This window comes from Citrobacter sp. CtB7.12, assembly GCF_001297795.1.
GTDB lineage: Bacteria > Pseudomonadota > Gammaproteobacteria > Enterobacterales > Enterobacteriaceae > Citrobacter_A > Citrobacter_A amalonaticus.
This window is the reverse complement of sequence record NZ_LIFT01000012.1, coordinates 112,562-131,046: the sequence shown is the minus strand read 5'-3', so window position 1 is coordinate 131,046 and position 18,485 is coordinate 112,562. Positions and strand designations below refer to the sequence as shown.

Sequence of the window (18,485 nt, the reverse complement as noted above, 5' to 3'; positions counted from 1 at the left end):
GATGATGACGAAATGACATGTCATTCGGGCGTCGACAGCCGTCTTTTATTATTAAATTCATGAAAAAACAAATGGTTAAAAACTGGCATGGAAAATGCTTATGGCAGTCTATCTCTGTTAAACGGGTAACCTGACATGACTATTTGGGAAATAAGCGAAAAAGCCGATTACATCGCGCAGCGGCATCGTCGCCTACAGGACCAGTGGCATATTTACTGCAATTCGCTGGTTCAGGGGATCACCCTGTCGAAAGCGCGTCTGCACCATGCGATGAGCTGCGCGCCGGATAAAGATCTCTGTTTCGTACTGTTCGAACACTTTCGCATCACCGTCACGATGGCGGAAGGCTTCAACAGCCACACCATTGAGTATTACGTCGAAACAAAAGATGGTGAAGATAAGCAGCTGATTGCACAGGCGCAATTGAGCATTGATGGCAAAGTGGACGAGCGGGTCAGCAACCGTGAGCGTGAGCAGGTGCTGGAACACTATCTCGATAAAATCGCCAGCGTTTATGACCGACTGTATGCCGCTGTTGAAAGCGGGTCGCCGATCAATCTGAGCCAACTGGTGGCGAGACAAAATCCGGCGGCCTGACCCCAGCGTTTTACGTCGTGACGTCGTCTCATGGGTTGTCACGACGCTTTAAGGGACAGACGTGTCGAACAGTGTCGAAAATGACATTTCATCGGCATGTTTTCGTCAAAAATGACTATCACCTGAGGAATGCCTGGTGAATCGTTTTGTAATTGCTGACTCCACGCTCTGTATCGGCTGCCACACCTGCGAGGCCGCCTGTTCAGAGACGCATCGCCAGCACGGCCTACAGTCTATGCCGCGCCTGAAAGTGATGCTGAATGAAAAAGAATCTGCGCCGCAGCTTTGCCACCACTGTGAAGATGCCCCTTGCGCCACCGTGTGTCCGGTTAACGCCATTAACCGGGTGGATGGCGCCGTACAGCTTAATGAAAGCCTGTGCGTGAGCTGCAAACTGTGCGGCATTGCCTGTCCGTTTGGCGCGATCGAATTTTCCGGCAGCCGTCCGCTGCATATCCCGGCCAACGCCAATACGCCTAAAGCACCACCAGCGCCACCGGCACCGGCTCGCGTCAGTACGCTGCTGGACTGGGTTCCGGGCGTGCGTGCCATCGCGGTGAAATGCGATCTGTGCAGTTTCGATGAACAAGGCCCGGCCTGTGTACGGATGTGTCCGACGAAAGCTCTGCATCTGGTGAACAACATGGACATCGCCCGCGCCAGTAAACGGAAACGTGAGCTGACTTTCAATACTGACTTCGGCGATCTCTCCTTGTTTCAGCAGGCTCAGAGTGGGGAGGCAAAATGAGCGCAATTTCACTGATCATCAGCGGTGTGGCCTGGTTTGCCGCCGCCGCCGTCCTGGCATTTCTGTTCTCTTTTCATAAAGCGCTTAGCGGCTGGGTTGCTGGTGTGGGCGGCGCGGTGGGGGGCTTGTGTACTGCCGCGGCGGGTTTCTCCGTGCTCATCAACGCTGTCGCGGTGCGCGGCGTGATACCGTTTATCGGCCACAGCGTACAAATCACCCCGCTGAATGCTATCTGGCTGATTACGCTGGGGCTGTGTGGACTGTTCGTCAGTTTGTACAACATCGACTGGCATCGCCATCCGCAGGTCAAGGCCAACGGTCTGCTGGTGAATCTGCTGATGGCGGCGTCGGTGTGCGCAGTTGCCGCCAGCAATCTCGGCACGCTGGTGGTGATGGCGGAAATCATGGCGCTGTGTGCGGTGTTCCTGACCGGATGCAGCAAAGAAGGCAAGCTGTGGTTTGCGCTGGGGCGTCTCGGTACGTTGCTGCTGGCGATCGCCTGTTATCTGGTGTGGCAGCGCTATGGCACCCTTGAGTTGCGTCTCCTCGATCTGCGCACTCAGGAACTGCCGCTGGGCGCTGACATCTGGCTGCTTGGCGTGACGGGCTTTGGTCTGCTGGCCGGGATTATTCCGCTGCACGGATGGGTGCCGCAGGCTCACGCGAACGCCAGCGCTCCAGCGGCGGCCCTGTTCTCCACCGTGGTGATGAAGGTCGGTCTACTGGGCATTCTCTCGTTATCGCTGATTGGCGGTAATGCGCCGTTGTGGTGGGGTGTGTTACTGCTGGTTCTCGGCATGATCACCGCGTTTGTCGGCGGTCTGTATGCGTTGATGGAGCACAATATTCAGCGCCTGCTGGCGTATCACACGCTGGAAAACATCGGCATTATCCTGCTCGGTCTCGGCGCAGGCGTGACCGGGATTGCTCTCAAACAACCGACGCTGATTGCGCTGGGCCTGACCGGTGGTCTCTATCACCTGGTGAACCACAGCCTGTTCAAAAGCGTGCTGTTTCTTGGCGCGGGCAGCATCTGGTTTCGTACCGGACATCGCGATATCGAAAAACTGGGCGGCATCGGTAAACGCATGCCGGTCATTTCCATTGCGATGCTGGTGGGGCTGATGGCGATGGCTGCACTGCCGCCGCTGAACGGATTTGCTGGCGAGTGGGTGATCTACCAGTCCTTCTTCAAACTGGGCAACAGCGGCGCGTTTATTGGTCGTCTGCTGGGGCCACTACTGGCGGTCGGACTGGCGATTACCGGTGCGCTGGCGGTGATGTGTATGGCGAAAGTGTATGGCGTGACCTTCCTCGGCGCGCCGCGCACGAAAGAGGCGGAAAACGCCTGCTGTGCGCCTCTCCTGATGGGCATCAGCGTCGTGGCGCTGGCGATTTGTTGCGTACTCGGCGGGGTTGCCGCGCCGTGGCTGTTGCCGCTGCTGGCGACTGCCGTACCGTTGCCGCTGGAAACCGCCAATACCACCGTATCGCAACCCATGATCACGCTGTTGCTGATTGCCTGTCCGCTGCTGCCATTCATCATCATGGCGATGTTCAAAGGCAACCGTCTGCCATCGCGTTCTCGCGGGACGGCATGGGTCTGCGGTTACGATCACGAGCAGTCGATGGTCATTACCGCGCACGGTTTCGCGATGCCAGTGAAGGAAGCCTTTGCACCGGTTCTCAAACTGCGTAAGTGGCTCAATCCGGTAGCGTGGGTTCCGGGTTGGCAAAGCGCGGTGGTACCGGTGCTGTTCCGCCGCCTGGCACTGATCGAACTGGCCGTGCTGGTGGTGATTGTGGTTTCACGAGGAGCCTGAGAATGAGTGTTTTATATCCGTTAATTCAGGCGCTGGTGTTATTTGCCGCTGCGCCGCTGCTATCCGGCGTGACCCGCGTGGCGCGTGCCCGTCTGCACAATCGCCGCGGTCCTGGTGTATTGCAGGAGTATCGCGACCTGCTCAAACTGCTGGGCCGTCAGAGCGTCGCGCCAGCGGATGCTGGCTGGGTCTTTCGTCTGACGCCGTTTGTGATGGTGGGCGTTATGCTGACCATCGCTACCGCGCTGCCGGTGGTAACCGTGGGTTCACCGCTGCCGCAACTGGGCGATTTGATCACGTTGATTTATCTGTTCGCTATTGCCCGTTTCTTCTTTTCTATCGCGGGACTTGATACCGGCAGCCCGTTCACAGCGATCGGTGCCAGTCGTGAAGCGATGCTCGGCGTGCTGGTGGAGCCGATCCTGCTGCTGGGACTGTGGGTCGCTGCGCAGGTTGCGGGTTCCACCCATATCAGCAATATCACCGATACGATCTATCACTGGCCAGCAGCCCGCAGCATTCCGCTGATTTTGGCACTGTGCGCCTGTGCGTTCGCCACCTTTATCGAAATGGGCAAACTGCCGTTCGATTTGGCGGAAGCGGAGCAGGAATTGCAGGAAGGGCCGCTGACCGAATACAGCGGCAGCGGTTTTGCGGTGCTGAAGTGGGGCATTAGCCTGAAACAGCTGGTAGTACTGCAAATGTTTGTCGGCGTGTTCCTGCCGTGGGGACAGATGGAAACGTTCAGCACAGGTGGACTGTTGCTGGCGCTGGTGATCGCCATCATCAAGCTGCTTGTCGGCGTACTGGTGATTGCCCTGTTTGAAAACAGCATGGCGCGTCTGCGTTTTTGCGCCACCTCACGCGTGACCTGGGCCGGTTTTGGGTTTGCGTTTTTAGCGTTCGTCTCCTTGCTGGTGGCGTGATTTAAGAGAGTTTGAGCATGTCTGAAGAAAAAGTTGGTCAACAATACCTTGCTGCACTGCACCAGGCGTTTCCTGGCGTGGTGCTGGACGAAGCCTGGCAGACCCGGGATCAGCTGACCATCACCGTGAAGGTCAACTATCTGCCGGAAGTGGTCGAATTCCTCTACTACAAGCAGGGCGGATGGCTCTCGGTGCTGTTTGGCAATGATGAACGTCAACTGTGCGGTCATTACGCGGTGTACTACGTGCTGTCGATGGAGCAGGGTACCAAATGCTGGATCACGGTACGTGTTGAAGTTGATGCCAATAAGCTGGAATTCCCGTCCGTCACGCCGCGCGTGCCGGCTGCCGTCTGGGGCGAGCGCGAAGTGCGCGACATGTACGGTCTGATCCCGGTCGGTCTGCCGGACGAACGCCGTCTGGTGCTGCCGGATGACTGGCCGGACGAACTCTATCCGTTGCGTAAAGACAGCATGGATTATCGTCAGCGCCCGGCACCGACCACCGATGCGGAAACCTACGAGTTCATCAATGAACTGGGTGACAAGAAAAATAATGTGGTGCCGATTGGCCCGCTGCACGTTACTTCGGATGAACCGGGACACTTCCGCCTGTTTGTTGATGGCGAAAATATTATCGACGCTGATTACCGCCTGTTCTATGTCCATCGCGGCATGGAAAAACTGGCGGAAACCCGGATGGGCTACAACGAAGTCACCTTCCTGTCGGATCGCGTTTGCGGGATCTGCGGCTTCGCCCACAGCACCGCGTATACCACCTCCGTTGAAAACGCGATGGGCATCGTGGTGCCGGAACGCGCACAAATGATCCGCGCCATTCTGCTGGAGGTGGAGCGTCTGCACTCCCATCTGCTGAACCTCGGTCTGGCCTGTCACTTCACCGGTTTTGACTCCGGTTTTATGCAGTTCTTCCGCGTACGCGAAACCTCCATGAAGATGGCGGAGATCCTGACCGGGGCGCGTAAGACTTATGGTCTGAACCTGATCGGCGGGATTCGTCGCGATCTGCTGAAAGAGGACATGATCCAGACCCGTCAACTGGCGCAGCAGATGCGTCGCGACGTGCAGGAACTGGTGGATATGCTGCTCAGTACGCCGAACATGGAACAGCGCACCGTGGGAATTGGTCGTCTGGATCCAGAGATTGCGCGTGATTTCAGTAACGTTGGGCCGATGGTTCGCGCCAGCGGTCACGCTCGTGACACCCGCGCCGATCACCCGTTTGTCGGTTACGGTCTACTGCCGATGACGGTTCACAGCGAACAGGGCTGCGATGTGATCTCGCGTCTGAAAGTGCGTATCAACGAAGTGTACACCGCACTGAATATGATCGACTTCGGTCTGGACAACCTGCCCGGCGGTCCGCTAATGGTGGAAGGCTTCACCTACATTCCGCATCGCTTTGCGCTGGGCTTTTCCGAAGCACCACGCGGTGACGATATTCACTGGAGCATGACCGGCGACAACCAGAAGCTGTATCGCTGGCGCTGTCGTGCGGCGACTTACGCCAACTGGCCGACCCTGCGTTACATGCTGCGCGGCAACACCGTTTCTGATGCACCGCTGATTATCGGTAGCCTTGACCCTTGCTACTCCTGTACTGACCGCATGACCGTGGTGGATGTGCGTAAGAAGAAGAGCAAAGTCGTGCCATACAAAGAACTTGAGCGCTACAGCATTGAGCGTAAAAACTCGCCGCTGAAATAAGGAATCGCCATGTTTACCTTTATCAAAAAAGTCATCAAAACCGGCGCGCCGACTTCGTCTTATCCGCTGGAGCCGATTGCGGTTGATAAAAACTTCCGCGGTAAGCCGGAGCACAATCCGCAGCAGTGCATTGGCTGCGCGGCCTGCGTGAATGCCTGCCCGTCAAATGCGTTGACGGTGGAAACCGATCTGGCTAGCGGCGAACTGGCCTGGCAGTTCAACCTCGGGCGCTGCATTTTCTGCGCCCGCTGCGAAGAAGTGTGCCCGACGGCGGCGATCAAGCTTTCGCAGGAGTATGAACTGGCGGTGTGGAAGAAAGAGGATTTCCTCCAGCAGTCCCGTTTTGCGCTGTGCAACTGCCGCGTATGCCATCGTCCTTTCGCTGTTCAGAAAGAGATTGATTACGCCATTGCGCTGCTTAAGCACAACGGCGACAGCCGCGCTGAGCATCACCGCGAAAGCTTTGAGACCTGCCCGGACTGCAAACGTCAGAAGTGCCTGGTGCCGTCCGACCGAATTGAACTGACTCGCCATATGAAAGAGGCCAGCTGATGAGCCATTTATTAGGTCCGCGTGACGCAAACGGTATTCCGGTACCGATGACGGTGGATGAGTCCATCGTCAGCATGAAGGCGTCATTACTGAAAAACATCAAGCGTTCAGCCTATGTTTACCGCGTGGACTGCGGCGGTTGTAACGGTTGTGAAATTGAAATTTTTGCGACCTTATCACCGTTGTTTGACGCCGAACGCTTCGGTATCAAAGTCGTACCGTCACCGCGCCATGCGGACATACTGCTATTCACCGGCGCGGTTACCCGTGCGATGCGCTCCCCGGCGTTGCGTGCCTGGCAGTCTGCGCCCGATCCGAAAATCTGCATCTCTTACGGCGCCTGCGGCAACAGCGGCGGTATTTTCCATGACCTGTACTGTGTCTGGGGCGGCACCGACAAAATTGTGCCGGTGGATGTGTATATTCCGGGATGTCCGCCGACGCCTGCGGCAACGCTGTACGGCTTTGCGATGGCGCTGGGCCTGCTGGAGCAGAAAATTCATGCTCGTGCACCGGGAGAACTGGACGATCAGCCAGCGGAAATTCTGCATCCGGACATGGTGCAGCCGCTGCGCGTGAAGGTCGATCGCGAGGCGCGTCGACTGGCCGGTTATCGCTATGGGCGTCAGATTGCGGATGATTACTTGCGTCAACTCGGCCAGGGTGAACATCAGGTGGCGCGCTGGCTGGAAGCGGAAAGCGATCCGCGTCTGACCGAGATCGTCACCCACCTGAATCAGGTAGTCGAAGAGGCGCGTATCCGATGAGTGAAACGGTGGTGTTCAGTCAACTGAGCCGTAAGTTTATTGATGAGAACGATGCGACGCCCGCCGAGGCGCAGCAGGTTGTCTATTACAGCCTGGCGATTGGTCACCATCTTGGGATCATCGACTGCCTGGAAGCCGCGCTGACCTGCCCGTGGGAGGCGTATCTGACGTGGATTGCCACGCTGGAAGAGGGTAGCGAGGCCCGTCGGAAGATGGAAGGGGTGCCGAAGTACGGCGAGATCGTCATCGATTTTAATCATGTGCAAATGCTGGCGCACGCGTTTGATCGTGCGCTCGCGGTACAGACCCCGGAGCAGCAGGCATGGAGCAAACAGATGCTCAGCATGTTGCATGATATTCATCAGGAGAGCGCGATTTACCTGATGGTAAGGAGACACCGTGACTGACGTTTTATTGTGTGTTGGCAACAGCATGATGGGGGATGACGGCGCGGGTCCGCTGCTGGCAGAAAAATGCGCGGCGCAGGCGAAAGGTCACTGGGTGGTCATTGACGGAGGCAGTGCGCCGGAAAATGACATCGTGGCCATTCGCGAACTGCGCCCGGATCGTCTGCTGATCGTGGACGCTACCGACATGGGGTTGAATCCCGGCGAGATTCGCATTGTCGATCCTGACGATATCGCCGAGATGTTCATGATGACGACCCACAATATGCCGCTGAATTATCTGGTTGATCAGCTTAAAGAAGACGTCGGCGAGGTGATCTTCCTCGGGATTCAGCCGGATATCGTCGGGTTCTATTATCCTATGACTCAACCCATTAAGGATGCCGTCGACACCGTTTACCAGCGTCTCGACGGCTGGGAGGGCCACGGCGGCTTTGCGGAATTAGCGGCGTCGTGACATTCATGCCGGATGACGCTCTGACCTCATCCGGCCTGTTCCTCTCTCACCTGTTCGATCACTAATTTCCCCTGCATTACCGCCACATTGACAAGGGTGCCGGTCGGAAAACCCGCCTGTTCCAGCCAGTCGCCATTAATGGTTAACGACGCATGCCGGCTATAGCGGCGCGTGTTGCCGGTTTTTGGATCTTCATGGCGCTTTCTGACATAGCTCACCTTTAAACGACGAAACGGCCTGATGATAGCGATTTCAGGACTGCCAGCCTCAATAGTCATAAACGATTCCTTGTTGCCCGCGAGTAGATGAAAATACCTGTATAAAATGCCAGTAAAAAAGGGAAGGGGCAAACCGAAAACTGGAAGGGAGATAGCGGAAACGAAATGCAAATGATGTAACGAGGGAAGGGAGGGGCGGACAGCGCGAGCGCCATCCGCCATCCTGTTTACGCCAGATCCTGACCGTTGCTGGCGATCACTTTTTTGTACCACCAGAACGATTTTTTACGCGTTCGCGCAAGCGTACCGTTACCGGCATCATCGCGGTCGACATAGACGAACCCGTACCGTTTGCTCATCTCACCCGTCGACGCGGCCACCAGATCAATACAGCCCCAGGTGGTGTAACCCATCAGCGGCACGCCGTCTTCAATGGCGTCAGCCATCGCACGGATGTGTTCGCGCAAATAGCTAATACGATAATCGTCATTAATGTGGCCATCGGCATCGATTTCATCTTTTGCCCCGAGACCGTTTTCCACCAGGAACAGCGGTTTCTGGTAGCGGTCGTACATCATATTCATCGTGATGCGCAGTCCAAGCGGGTCGATCCCCCAGCCCCAGTCGCTGACCTGGATGTACGGGTTGCGCATTGACTTCACCACGTTCGCGGCACTGCTGTTCTTTGTGTTCATCTCAGCCGACGCGCAGCGCGACGTGTAATAGCTGAAAGAGACAAAATCGACGGTGTTTTTCAGGATTGCATCATCTGCCGGGGTTTTCTCAATCACCACACCTTTTTCACGAAACACACGTGCAGAGTAAGCTGGATATGCGCCGCGCGCCTGTACGTCAATGAAGAACAGGTTTTCACGATCTTTTTCCAGCGCTGTCCAGACATCTTCCGGTTTGCAGGAGTACGGATAAAAATTACCGCCCGCCAGCATGCAGCCCACCTGGTTCTGCGGGTTGATCTCATGGGCGATTTTCGTCGCCAGCGCGCTGGCAATCAGCTCATGGTGCGCGGCTTGATATTTCACCTGATCCTGATTTTCCCCCTCTTCAAACACCAACCCCGCGCCGGAGAACGGGCTGTGCAGCATGATGTTGATTTCATTGAAGGTCAGCCAGTATTTCACCAGCCCGTTAAAAGCTTCAAAACAGGTACGCGCATAGCGGGTGAAAAACTCCACCATCTTGCGATTACGCCAGGAGCCGTATTCGGTAACCAGGTGCATGGGCACGTCGAAGTGGCACAGTGTAACCAGCGGTTCAATACCGTACTTTTTGCACTCGGCAAACACCGCGCGATAGAAGGCAATGCCTTCCTCGTTAGGCGTCAGTTCGTCGCCGTTGGGATAAATACGGCTCCAGGCAATCGAGGTGCGAAAGACGGTGAAGCCCATTTCCGCCATCAGGGCGATATCGTCCTTATAGCGATGGTAAAAATCGATCGCCTGATGGCTGGGATAAAATTCATCATTCCGCAGCTGGAAACGTTTCTCCTGTCCCAGTTTGACCGGCATGCGATGCTCTCCGTGCGGGATCATATCGACAGTGGTCAGCCCTTTGCCGCCCTCCCGGTATGCGCCTTCAGCCTGGTTGGCGGCCAGTGCGCCGCCCCATAAAAATCCTTGCGGAAATACAGCCATAATAACCTCAGTGAATAACAGTCAGACGCTGGCGCCTTTTACCGTAGACGGTTGTGCAGCCTGGTTTTTGCGTGCCTGTGCGGCCGCGTCTTCGACGGGGATATCTTCAAAGCCCAGCAGCAGCGTCAGGACAAATGACAACACCACCGCCAGCGCCATGACGCCAAATACCCAAACAATAGTCATGGGATTCGCCGGATCGAAGAACTGAACGCTGGTAAACAGGCCCGGCGCCGCCATTGAGTGGCTGGCGAGTCCAGCCATCCCGGCGACCGCGCCACAGATAAAGCCGCTGATCAGGCTGGCAATCAGTGGCCGTTTCAGGCGCACCGCCACACCGTAGAGCGCGGGTTCCGAAATTCCGGCCATGATGGCCGAGGCCGCCGCTGCCAGCGCAGTCTGGCGCAGTTCCGGGTTTTTCGTTTTCCAGGCTACCGCCAGCGAGGAACCGCCGAGCGACAGGTTGGCGCCAATTTCGGACGGCATGACCATCCCTTCTTTACCCGTTTCGGCAATGGTCTGAATGATGGTTGGCGTAAAGACACGGTGCATCCCGGTCATTACCAATAGCGGCCACAGCGCGCCCATGATGGCAACAGACAGCCAGCCGAGATAACCGTGAATGGTATAGACCAGCGCGGAAATCGCGCTACCAATCCAGATGCCAATCGGCCCAATCAGGACGATAGCCAGCGGCGCGGCGATCAGCACGATCAGCATAGGCTTGAGGAAGTTTTTGGTGACCGCGGGCGTAATGCGATCCACCCAGCGTTCGATGTACGACAGACACCAGGTCATCACCAGCGCCGGAATAACCGTATAGGTGTATTTCACCGCGGTGACCGGGATCAGGGCGAATTCAACGTGCTCACCCTGTGCCGCTTTCGCCATCAGGTCGATAAAGCTTGGATGCACCAGCACCCCGGCAATGGCGATCGCCAGCGACATGTTGGTTTTAAATTTAATCGCCGCCGAGGCCGCCACCATTAACGGCAGGAAGAAGAAGGCGCCATCGCCGATCACGGTCAGGATCGTTAACGTGGAGGAGCCTTTTTCCAGCACGCCGGTCATTTCAAGGATCATTGCCAACAGTTTGAGCATCGATCCGCCGATAATCGCCGGGATCAGCGGCGACATGGTACCGATTAGCGCATCAAGGATCCCCGCGCCAATGCGTCTGAGCGTCAGCTTGGGTTTGCCAACGGGCTCGGCGGGTTGCATATCGCCCGGCAACAGGTTGACGACCTCACGATACGCCTGGGAGACGGTATTGCCGATAATCACCTGGCACTGGTTGTCGCTGCGAACGACGCCGAGTACACCGCTGAGGGTTTTGAGCGTGGCACTGTCGACCAGCGTGTCATCTTTCACAACGAAACGCAGACGCGTCATGCAGTGTGTCACTGCGGTGATATTGTCGACGCCGCCCAGAGCCGTCACCACGGAGCGCGCCAGCGCTGCATAATTCTTGGACATAGGATTTTTATCCTGTTTTATCAGTAGGGTACGTTTTATTTTTGCCGCACATTCGCCTGAGCGATCGTCGGTGATGAAACGCTGATGAGAAACCGGTTCCACAAAATCATGAATAGTTTATTCTAGTTGGGCAATATTTAATTTTATTCATTTTCGTGAAATGTGATTCATGTCACTCACGGTTTTCTGGGGTGATTTAGCATCGGGGACAACCACGCGGCAGTGAAGTACACTGCATCTCATTGCGAGAAAAGGAAGAAAACTTATGACGACGATGCTGGAGGTAGCGCAGCGGGCCGGGGTGTCGAAGGCGACGGTCTCCAGGGTGCTTTCAGGGAATGGCTACGTCAGCCAGGAGACGAAGGATCGTGTATTTCAGGCGATTGAGGAGAGCGGCTATCGGCCTAACCTGCTGGCGCGTAGCCTTGCGGCGAAAACCAGTCAGACGCTGGGGCTGGTGGTGACTAACACCCTCTACCACGGCGTCTATTTTAGCGAATTGCTGTTTCATACCGCGCGGATGGCGGAAGATCAGGGGCGTCAGCTTCTGCTTGCCGATGGCAAACACAGCGCGGAGGAGGAACGCCAGGCGATCCAGTATCTGCTGGATTTGCGCTGCGACGCGATCATGATCTACCCGCGTTTTCTCAGCGTGGATGAGATCGATAAAATAATCGACAGCCACTCGCAGCCGATTATGGTGCTTAACCGCCGGTTACGGAAAAACAGTAGCCACTGCGTCTGGTGCGATCAAAAGCAGACCAGTTTTAACGCTGTGGCGGAACTGATTGCCGCAGGCCATCAGCAGATTGCCTTTATCACCGGTTCGATGGACTCACCCACCGGGGTTGAACGCCTGTCGGGGTACAAAGAGGCTCTGACCCGACATGGCATCGCCGTTAATGACGACCTGATCGTCAAAGGCAAATGGACGCCGGCCTGCGGTGCCGCAGGGGTGGACGTGCTGCTTTCTCGCGACGTGACGTTCAGCGCGCTGGTGGCCAGCAATGACGACATGGCGATTGGGGCCATCAAACAGTTGCATGACAAAGGGGTCGCCGTGCCATCGCAGGTGTCGGTGATTGGTTTTGACGATATCGCGATGGCGCCCTACACCATACCGGCGCTTTCCAGCGTCAAAATTCCGGTGACGGAGATGATTCAGGAGACCATTGGCCGACTCATTTTCATGCTGGACGGCGGGGCGTTTACGCCACCTAAAAGCTTCACCGGCACGTTGATTCGCCGAGATTCCGTTATGTCGTTGGCGGCGCAGTAACATTGTCACCCGTCATCGTCATTCGTGACGATGACACCATAACGGTCACTCTCTGTTTTTAAATATCGTTAAATTACAGCAAGATAAAAACTGGCATGATTTGTGAATGTTTCGGCACATTATCTGTCATTGCTGGAGAATTTGATGAACCGTTTCATCATTGCAGACGCCAATAAGTGCATTGGTTGCCGTACCTGTGAAGTGGCCTGCGTGGTCTCCCATCAGGAAAACCAGGACTGCGCGTCACTGACCCCTGAAACCTTTTTACCCCGTATTCATGTAATCAAAGGTGTGAATGTCTCGACGGCGACGCTGTGCCGCCAGTGCGAGGACGCGCCGTGTGCGAACGTCTGTCCGAACGGTGCCATCAGCCGTGATAAAGGTTTTGTTCATGTCATGCAGGAACGTTGCATTGGCTGCAAAACCTGCGTGGTGGCCTGTCCATATGGTGCAATGGAAGTCGTGGTGCGTCCGGTTGTGCGTAATAGCGGTGCCGGCCTGAACGTACGGGCAGAAAAAGCGGAAGCTAACAAGTGCGATCTCTGTTATCACCGCGATGCCGGTCCGGCCTGTATGGAAGCCTGTCCGACGCATGCCCTGATTTGCGTTGACCGTAATAAGCTCGAGCAACTCAGCGCGGAAAAGCGTCGTCGTGCGGCGCTGGATTCTTCCGCTTCTTTGCTTTTCTGATTCCTGCCGCAAAAATCACTCAGGAAACGTGCTGGCATCAAGGGAATTCCCGGAAATTTTCGTAAAATACCTTTCCGGGAATGATGATGGCGAGAATGACTCAATGGCAACAAATACCCCCTCTGGCATACAGCTCCGTATTCGCGGCAAAGTTCAGGGCGTCGGCTTTCGTCCTTTCGTCTGGCAACTGGCGCAGCAGCTTCAGTTGCATGGCGACGTCTGTAATGATGGCGATGGCGTGGTGGTTCGATTGCTGGAAGATCCCGCGCTGTTTATCCGTGAACTGCATGTCCATTGTCCGCCATTGGCGCGTATCGACAGCGTAGAAAGTGAGCCTTTTCGCTGGGCGCAGCCGCCCGCGGAGTTCAGCATACGCCAGAGTGCGGGCGGCACGATGAACACCCAGATTGTGCCCGATGCCGCGACGTGCCCGGAATGTCTTGCCGAAATGAATACGCCCGAAGAGCGGCGTTATCGCTATCCCTTCATCAACTGCACCCATTGCGGCCCGCGTTTTACCATTATCCGGGCGATGCCCTACGATCGTCCGTTTACCGTGATGGCGTCATTTCCGCTCTGCCCGCAATGCGACAGCGAGTATCGCGATCCCAGTGACCGACGTTTTCACGCCCAGCCGGTGGCGTGCCCGGCGTGTGGTCCGCATCTGCGCTGGCTGAGCGGCGGACACCAGGCGGAAAAAGAGGCGGCATTACAGGCTGCGGTTGAAATGCTACAGACCGGAGGTATTGTTGCCGTTAAGGGGATCGGCGGATTTCATCTGGCCTGCGATGCGGGAAACAGCGATGCCGTGGCGCGGCTTCGTGCGCGTAAGCGCCGTCCGGCAAAACCGCTGGCGGTTATGCTGCCGGATGCGTCGGGCCTGTCGGATGCGGCGACCCGACTGCTGAAAACGCCCGCCGCTCCGATTGTGCTGGTGGATAAGCAACATGTTTCCTCGCTGTGTGACGGTATTGCCCCAGGGCTTGCGGAGGTTGGCGTGATGTTGCCCGCCAATCCACTTCAGCACCTGTTGCTCCAGGCACTGAAGCGCCCGCTGGTAATGACCTCCGGCAATCTTAGCGGTAAACCGCCGGCCATCAGCAACGAACAGGCAATTGAGGATTTGCAGGATATTGCCGAGGGTTTCCTGTTACACAATCGCGACATCGTGCAGCGCATGGACGATTCCGTGGTACGTGAAAGCGGTGAAATGCTGCGTCGCTCGCGGGGATATGTCCCGGACGCGCTGGCGTTGCCGCCGGGATTTCATCATATACCACCGATACTCTGTCTGGGGGCGGATCTGAAAAACACCTTCTGCCTGGTGCGCGGTGAGCAGGCGGTGATCAGCCAGCATCTTGGCGATCTCAGCGACGATGGGATCCAACATCAGTGGCGTGACGCACTGCGGTTAATCCAGACTATCTATGACTTCACGCCACAGTGCCTTGTTCGCGATGCCCATCCGGGGTATGTCTCCAGCCAGTGGGCCAGTGAGATGAACCTGCCAACGGAGATCGTGTTGCATCATCATGCTCATGCCGCAGCCTGTCTGGCCGAGCATGGGTGGCCGCTGGACGGTGGCGATGTTATCGCCCTGACGCTGGACGGCATTGGAATGGGTGACGCGGGCGCGCTGTGGGGAGGAGAGTGTCTGCGGGTGAACTACCGTGAGTGTGAACATCTTGGTGGATTGCCCGCCGTGGCGCTTGCCGGTGGCGATCTCGCCGCGAAGCAGCCCTGGCGTAACCTGTTAGCGCAGTGTTTGCGCTTTGTGCCGGACTGGCAGCGCTATCCGGAAACGCGATACTTACAGCGACAGAACTGGAACGTGCTGGCGCGAGCGATTGAGCGTGGGATTAACGCACCGCTGGCCTCGTCCTGCGGGCGTCTGTTCGATGCGGTTGCCGCAGCACTGAACTGCGCGCCAGAATCGCTCAGTTATGAAGGGGAAGCCGCCTGCACACTAGAGGCGCTGGCGTCGCAATGCGCGGGGGTTAAGCATCCGGTCACGCTTCCCTTGACGGGGAATCAACTGGATCTGGCAACCTTCTGGTCGCAGTGGCTGAACTGGCAGGCAACGCCCGCTGAACGCGCATGGGCTTTCCACGATGTGCTGGCACAAGGGTTTGCCGCGATGCTGCGCGAGCAGGCCACGGCACGCGGTATCAACACGCTGGTGTTCAGCGGTGGGGTGATGCACAACCGGTTACTGTCAGCTCGCCTGGCTTATTATCTGGCGGATTTTACGCTGTTGTTCCCGCAGCAGTTACCAGCCGGTGACGGTGGACTGTCGCTGGGACAGGGGGTGATTGCTGCGGCGCGTGGGATGGCGGAAGCATAAAAAAGCCCCGGGGCAGGCGGGGCGAAACGACAAGCAATATCGCACTTCCGTGTGCATGAGGTTAATCAATCAGTGGCGATAGCGCCGGATGGCGACGCAGAGCGTCTTATCCGGCCTGCCGAGGCAACGTTTTCAGCAGGGCGAAAGCCTCCTTCATTCTGTCTTCACTTACCACGAAGGCGCAGAGCTGTCCTTCACCGTTCATCCCTTTGGCTACCATGCCGTCAGATTCTGCGGCAATGTGCCAGTTCAGATCGCGACGCTGGGTTTCCCCTGCCAGATGCAGCGGCAGTTCTGGCGTTTTGATTTTGACTAACATGGCAGGCAGCTTCAGCGGCGCGTTGCCGCCGAGCAGATTTTTCGCCAGGTACATCGCACTGAGCTGAATAGGCTGCAGGAACGGTAGCACCTGAGCGTTGATCTCCGCGCAGTCGCCGAGGGCATAAATATCCGGGTGGCTGGTTTGCAGGTAGCTGTCGACACAAACGCCGCGGTTGAGGGTTAAACCGGCGCGACGCGCCAGCGCCGTTTCCGGGCGCAGACCCGTGGCGGCAATCACCACATCGACGTGAATGCTGCGCTCGCGATCGAACGTTGCACGAATACCGGATGCGGTTTTCTCCAGCCCTTGTAACTGTGATTTCAGCAACAGGTGTACGCCCATATCGGTAAGACGATGCTGTAAGCGACTGCTCACTTCCGGCGGCATCAGCGAAGCAAGCAGGCTGGCTGCGTTATCTATCAGCGTGACCGCTTTACCTGCGCGGCAGAAATCCATCGCCAGTTCGGTTCCAATCAACCCGCCGCCGACAATCAGCACCCGTTGGGCATCGCGTAGCTGTGTTTCGCAGGCACGGTACTCCTGCTGGCTGTTCAATGTGAGCATTAACTCACGTCCTGCTATCGGTGGAACAAAGGCCGCAGCGCCCGTAGCCAGCACCAGTTTGTCGTACTGCCACTGCTTGTCCTGGCTTTTTACCACGTGGGCATCGGCATCAATGTCGGTGACCCAGGTGTGGGGAAAGAGACGCAGAGCAAACTGTTCAGCAAACTCTCCCGCCGACTGACGGGTGAGGTCGTCGGCGTGCTGCGCCTGGCTTATCACATGACTGAGATCGGGTTTGTTATACTCATCCATGCTGTCAGCCGCAATCAGAGTTAACGGGACATCCGCGTCCTGCTTGCGAATGTTTTTGACTAACTGGCGGGCAGCAAAGCCCGAACCAATGATGACAATTCCCCGGCTCATTTTGCCTCCGTTGCCAGCACGTCGAAGACATCTTTGCCTAATGAACATTCCGGACAGAGGAAGTTGTCCGGCACATCGCTCCACGGCGTACCTGGCGCGACATCCTGCAACGGTTCACCTTTTGCCGGATCGTAAATCCACTGGCACACGCTGCACTGCATGCTCGGACCGAGGTCGGCTGCTGCGGCGGCGCAGGCGCATGCTTCTTCTTTGGTTGTCGCTTTCACTGTCGCGTCCGGCAACGGCGCGAGCGCCCATTGACGCGCGATTTCACGACCGTGCTGGCGGCACAGTTCCTGCGCATTCAGGTCCGGGCGCCATTTGGCCTTCAGGCTCAGCGACATTTCAAAACCGGCATCCTGTAAACGGGTGGATAAGCGGTCGACCGCTCCGCCACTCCAGCCGTGGGAACCAAAAGCGCTGGCGTGTTTGTTACGAAAACGCAGACCGGTCATCTCCTCCACCAGACCGGCGATTTTCGGCATCATCACATTGTTCATCGTGGAGGTGCCGACCAGCACACCTTTAGAGCGGAAAACGTTGGTCAGGATTTCGTTTTTATCGCTGCGGGCGACGTTAAAAATTTTCACTGCCACGTTCGGGTCGACTTCGTTAATTCCCTGCGCAATCGCATCCGCCATCATGCGGGTGTTATTGGACATGGTGTCGTAGAAAATTGTGATGCGATCTTCCTGATAATCCGCCGCCCATTTCAGATACAGCTCAACAATCTGGGTCGGATTATCGCGCCAGACCACGCCGTGGGAGGTGGCAATCATATCGACCGGCAGGTTGAAGCCGAGGATTTCGGTAATTTTTGGCGTCACCAGACGACTGAACGGGGTCAGGATATTGGCGTAGTAACGCTGGCACTGTTCGAACAGCTCGGTCTGATCCACTTCATCGTTAAACAGACGTTCGTCGCAGTAGTGCTGACCGAAAGCGTCGTTACTGAACAGGACGGCATCGCCGGTCATGTAGGTCATCATGCTGTCCGGCCAGTGCAGCATCGGCGTTTCCACGAAGATCAACTGCTTGCCATTACCAATATCCAGCGTGTCGCCGGTTTTCACGACGTTAAAATTCCACTCCGGATGGTGATGATGACCGGTAATTGAGTCAATCGCGTTGGCGGTGCAGTAGATAGGGGTATCCGGGATCTGCGTCATCAGCTCGGTCAGCGCCCCGGCGTGATCTTCTTCCGCATGGTTGATAATGATGTAATCGATGTCTGCGAGGTCGATTTCATTACGCAGGTTCTGCACAAACTCACGGCTGAATTTATGATCGACGGTATCGATCAGGACATTTTTTTCTTCACGGATGAGATAGCTGTTGTAGCTGCTGCCGCGCAGCGTTTTGTATTCGGTTCCGTGGAAATCACGCACTTCCCAGTCACGTTGGCCAACCCAATGGATATTATTTTTAACCAGAATAGACATAGCAACCTCAATTCATTTAGCGTTGTTCAAATAAGTTGTTTCGCTTATTGCAGGTCGCGTGCCAATTTTTTATCTATTTGATTTTTATTGATTTAAAATTTTATACCCATTAGATGGTAGTCAAAAAGACT

The 18,485-nt window shown here is 56.4% G+C and carries 17 protein-coding genes; 12 read left to right on the top strand and 5 right to left on the bottom strand.

The window, feature by feature from the left end; genetic code table 11:
- Nucleotides 1-135: 135 nt before the first annotated feature.
- The 9 genes from hycA (at nucleotide 136) to hycI (ending at nucleotide 8,004) form a co-directional block, all read left to right on the top strand.
- Entirely contained in the window at nucleotides 136-597 is a 462-nt protein-coding gene (gene hycA / locus AOY24_RS15850; RefSeq protein ID WP_042999586.1) for a formate hydrogenlyase regulator HycA, read from the top strand.
- Between the two features lie 136 nt (nucleotides 598-733).
- Nucleotides 734-1,345, top strand: a complete 612-nt coding sequence (hycB, locus tag AOY24_RS15845; RefSeq protein ID WP_042999587.1) for a formate hydrogenlyase subunit HycB — start codon at nucleotides 734-736, stop codon at nucleotides 1,343-1,345.
- Complete coding sequence (gene hycC / locus AOY24_RS15840; protein ID WP_054176954.1) at nucleotides 1,342-3,168, top strand: formate hydrogenlyase subunit 3; 1,827 nt, start codon at nucleotides 1,342-1,344, stop codon at nucleotides 3,166-3,168. Before hycB ends, hycC begins: the two co-directional genes overlap by 4 nt.
- A 2-nt stretch (nucleotides 3,169-3,170) precedes the next feature.
- A complete protein-coding gene (locus AOY24_RS15835) occupies nucleotides 3,171-4,094 on the top strand; it encodes a respiratory chain complex I subunit 1 family protein (RefSeq protein ID WP_054176953.1) in 924 nt (307 codons plus the stop codon).
- A gap of 17 nt (nucleotides 4,095-4,111) precedes the next feature.
- A complete protein-coding gene (gene hycE, locus AOY24_RS15830) occupies nucleotides 4,112-5,821 on the top strand; it encodes a formate hydrogenlyase subunit HycE (RefSeq protein ID WP_042999590.1) in 1,710 nt (569 codons plus the stop codon).
- A gap of 9 nt (nucleotides 5,822-5,830) precedes the next feature.
- Nucleotides 5,831-6,373 (top strand): formate hydrogenlyase subunit HycF, encoded by a 543-nt coding sequence (gene hycF, locus AOY24_RS15825; RefSeq protein ID WP_044255059.1) that lies wholly within the window; start codon nucleotides 5,831-5,833, stop codon nucleotides 6,371-6,373.
- Complete coding sequence (hycG, locus tag AOY24_RS15820) at nucleotides 6,373-7,140, top strand: formate hydrogenlyase subunit HycG (RefSeq protein ID WP_054176952.1); 768 nt, start codon at nucleotides 6,373-6,375, stop codon at nucleotides 7,138-7,140. Before hycF ends, hycG begins: the two co-directional genes overlap by 1 nt.
- A complete protein-coding gene (locus AOY24_RS15815; RefSeq protein WP_054176951.1) occupies nucleotides 7,137-7,547 on the top strand; it encodes a formate hydrogenlyase maturation HycH family protein in 411 nt (136 codons plus the stop codon). Before hycG ends, AOY24_RS15815 begins: the two co-directional genes overlap by 4 nt.
- Nucleotides 7,540-8,004 carry a hydrogenase maturation peptidase HycI gene (gene hycI / locus AOY24_RS15810; RefSeq protein WP_042999594.1) on the top strand — a complete coding sequence of 155 codons (465 nt, stop codon included), beginning with the start codon at nucleotides 7,540-7,542 and terminating at the stop codon, nucleotides 8,002-8,004. The genes AOY24_RS15815 and hycI overlap by 8 nt, the downstream gene beginning before the upstream one ends.
- A 26-nt stretch (nucleotides 8,005-8,030) precedes the next feature.
- On the opposite strand, the gene AOY24_RS15805 is transcribed toward hycI, so the two are convergent.
- The 3 genes from AOY24_RS15805 to ascF all read right to left on the bottom strand — a co-directional run bounded on the left by AOY24_RS15805 (nucleotide 8,031) and on the right by ascF (nucleotide 11,350).
- Complete coding sequence (locus AOY24_RS15805; protein ID WP_042999595.1) at nucleotides 8,031-8,282, bottom strand: SymE family type I addiction module toxin; 252 nt, start codon at nucleotides 8,280-8,282, stop codon at nucleotides 8,031-8,033.
- A gap of 167 nt (nucleotides 8,283-8,449) precedes the next feature.
- The gene (locus tag AOY24_RS15800) at nucleotides 8,450-9,874 is read right to left on the bottom strand and encodes a 6-phospho-beta-glucosidase (RefSeq protein ID WP_054176950.1); all 1,425 of its coding nucleotides are present in this window, start codon (nucleotides 9,872-9,874) and stop codon (nucleotides 8,450-8,452) included.
- Nucleotides 9,875-9,895: 21 nt separating this feature from the next.
- Complete coding sequence (gene ascF, locus AOY24_RS15795) at nucleotides 9,896-11,350, bottom strand: PTS cellobiose/arbutin/salicin transporter subunit IIBC (protein WP_054176949.1); 1,455 nt, start codon at nucleotides 11,348-11,350, stop codon at nucleotides 9,896-9,898.
- Between the two features lie 265 nt (nucleotides 11,351-11,615).
- Between ascF and AOY24_RS15790 the strand changes: the two genes are divergently transcribed.
- The 3 genes from AOY24_RS15790 (at nucleotide 11,616) to hypF (ending at nucleotide 15,663) form a co-directional block, all read left to right on the top strand.
- The gene (locus AOY24_RS15790) at nucleotides 11,616-12,629 is read left to right on the top strand and encodes a LacI family DNA-binding transcriptional regulator (protein WP_054176948.1); all 1,014 of its coding nucleotides are present in this window, start codon (nucleotides 11,616-11,618) and stop codon (nucleotides 12,627-12,629) included.
- A gap of 144 nt (nucleotides 12,630-12,773) precedes the next feature.
- Nucleotides 12,774-13,319: an electron transport protein HydN gene (gene hydN, locus AOY24_RS15785; protein WP_042999599.1), complete on the top strand. Its 546-nt coding sequence runs from the start codon at nucleotides 12,774-12,776 to the stop codon at nucleotides 13,317-13,319.
- 103 nt (nucleotides 13,320-13,422) lie between these two features.
- Nucleotides 13,423-15,663 (top strand): carbamoyltransferase HypF, encoded by a 2,241-nt coding sequence (hypF, locus tag AOY24_RS15780; protein ID WP_054176961.1) that lies wholly within the window; start codon nucleotides 13,423-13,425, stop codon nucleotides 15,661-15,663.
- 106 nt (nucleotides 15,664-15,769) lie between these two features.
- On the opposite strand, the gene norW is transcribed toward hypF, so the two are convergent.
- Both norW and norV read right to left on the bottom strand, forming a co-directional pair.
- Nucleotides 15,770-16,912 (bottom strand): NADH:flavorubredoxin reductase NorW, encoded by a 1,143-nt coding sequence (gene norW / locus AOY24_RS15775; protein WP_054176947.1) that lies wholly within the window; start codon nucleotides 16,910-16,912, stop codon nucleotides 15,770-15,772.
- Nucleotides 16,909-18,354, bottom strand: coding sequence for an anaerobic nitric oxide reductase flavorubredoxin (gene norV / locus AOY24_RS15770; protein ID WP_054176946.1), 1,446 nt, complete (start codon nucleotides 18,352-18,354; stop codon nucleotides 16,909-16,911). Before norV ends, norW begins: the two co-directional genes overlap by 4 nt.
- Nucleotides 18,355-18,485: the final 131 nt, after the last annotated feature.

Bases quoted from the DNA above. Each gene is read 5' to 3' on its own strand.
- hycA (WP_042999586.1), top strand. From the start codon at position 136: ATGACTATTTGGGAAATAAGCGAAAAAGCCGATTACATCGCGCAGCGG.
- hycC (WP_054176954.1), top strand. From the start codon at position 1,342: ATGAGCGCAATTTCACTGATCATCAGCGGTGTGGCCTGGTTTGCCGCC.
- AOY24_RS15835 (WP_054176953.1), top strand. From the start codon at position 3,171: ATGAGTGTTTTATATCCGTTAATTCAGGCGCTGGTGTTATTTGCCGCT.
- hycE (WP_042999590.1), top strand. From the start codon at position 4,112: ATGTCTGAAGAAAAAGTTGGTCAACAATACCTTGCTGCACTGCACCAG.
- hycF (WP_044255059.1), top strand. From the start codon at position 5,831: ATGTTTACCTTTATCAAAAAAGTCATCAAAACCGGCGCGCCGACTTCG.
- hycG (WP_054176952.1), top strand. From the start codon at position 6,373: ATGAGCCATTTATTAGGTCCGCGTGACGCAAACGGTATTCCGGTACCG.
- AOY24_RS15815 (WP_054176951.1), top strand. From the start codon at position 7,137: ATGAGTGAAACGGTGGTGTTCAGTCAACTGAGCCGTAAGTTTATTGAT.
- AOY24_RS15805 (WP_042999595.1), bottom strand. From the start codon at position 8,282: ATGACTATTGAGGCTGGCAGTCCTGAAATCGCTATCATCAGGCCGTTT.
- AOY24_RS15800 (WP_054176950.1), bottom strand. From the start codon at position 9,874: ATGGCTGTATTTCCGCAAGGATTTTTATGGGGCGGCGCACTGGCCGCC.
- ascF (WP_054176949.1), bottom strand. From the start codon at position 11,350: ATGTCCAAGAATTATGCAGCGCTGGCGCGCTCCGTGGTGACGGCTCTG.
- AOY24_RS15790 (WP_054176948.1), top strand. From the start codon at position 11,616: ATGACGACGATGCTGGAGGTAGCGCAGCGGGCCGGGGTGTCGAAGGCG.
- hydN (WP_042999599.1), top strand. From the start codon at position 12,774: ATGAACCGTTTCATCATTGCAGACGCCAATAAGTGCATTGGTTGCCGT.
- hypF (WP_054176961.1), top strand. From the start codon at position 13,423: ATGGCAACAAATACCCCCTCTGGCATACAGCTCCGTATTCGCGGCAAA.
- norW (WP_054176947.1), bottom strand. From the start codon at position 16,912: ATGAGCCGGGGAATTGTCATCATTGGTTCGGGCTTTGCTGCCCGCCAG.
- norV (WP_054176946.1), bottom strand. From the start codon at position 18,354: ATGTCTATTCTGGTTAAAAATAATATCCATTGGGTTGGCCAACGTGAC.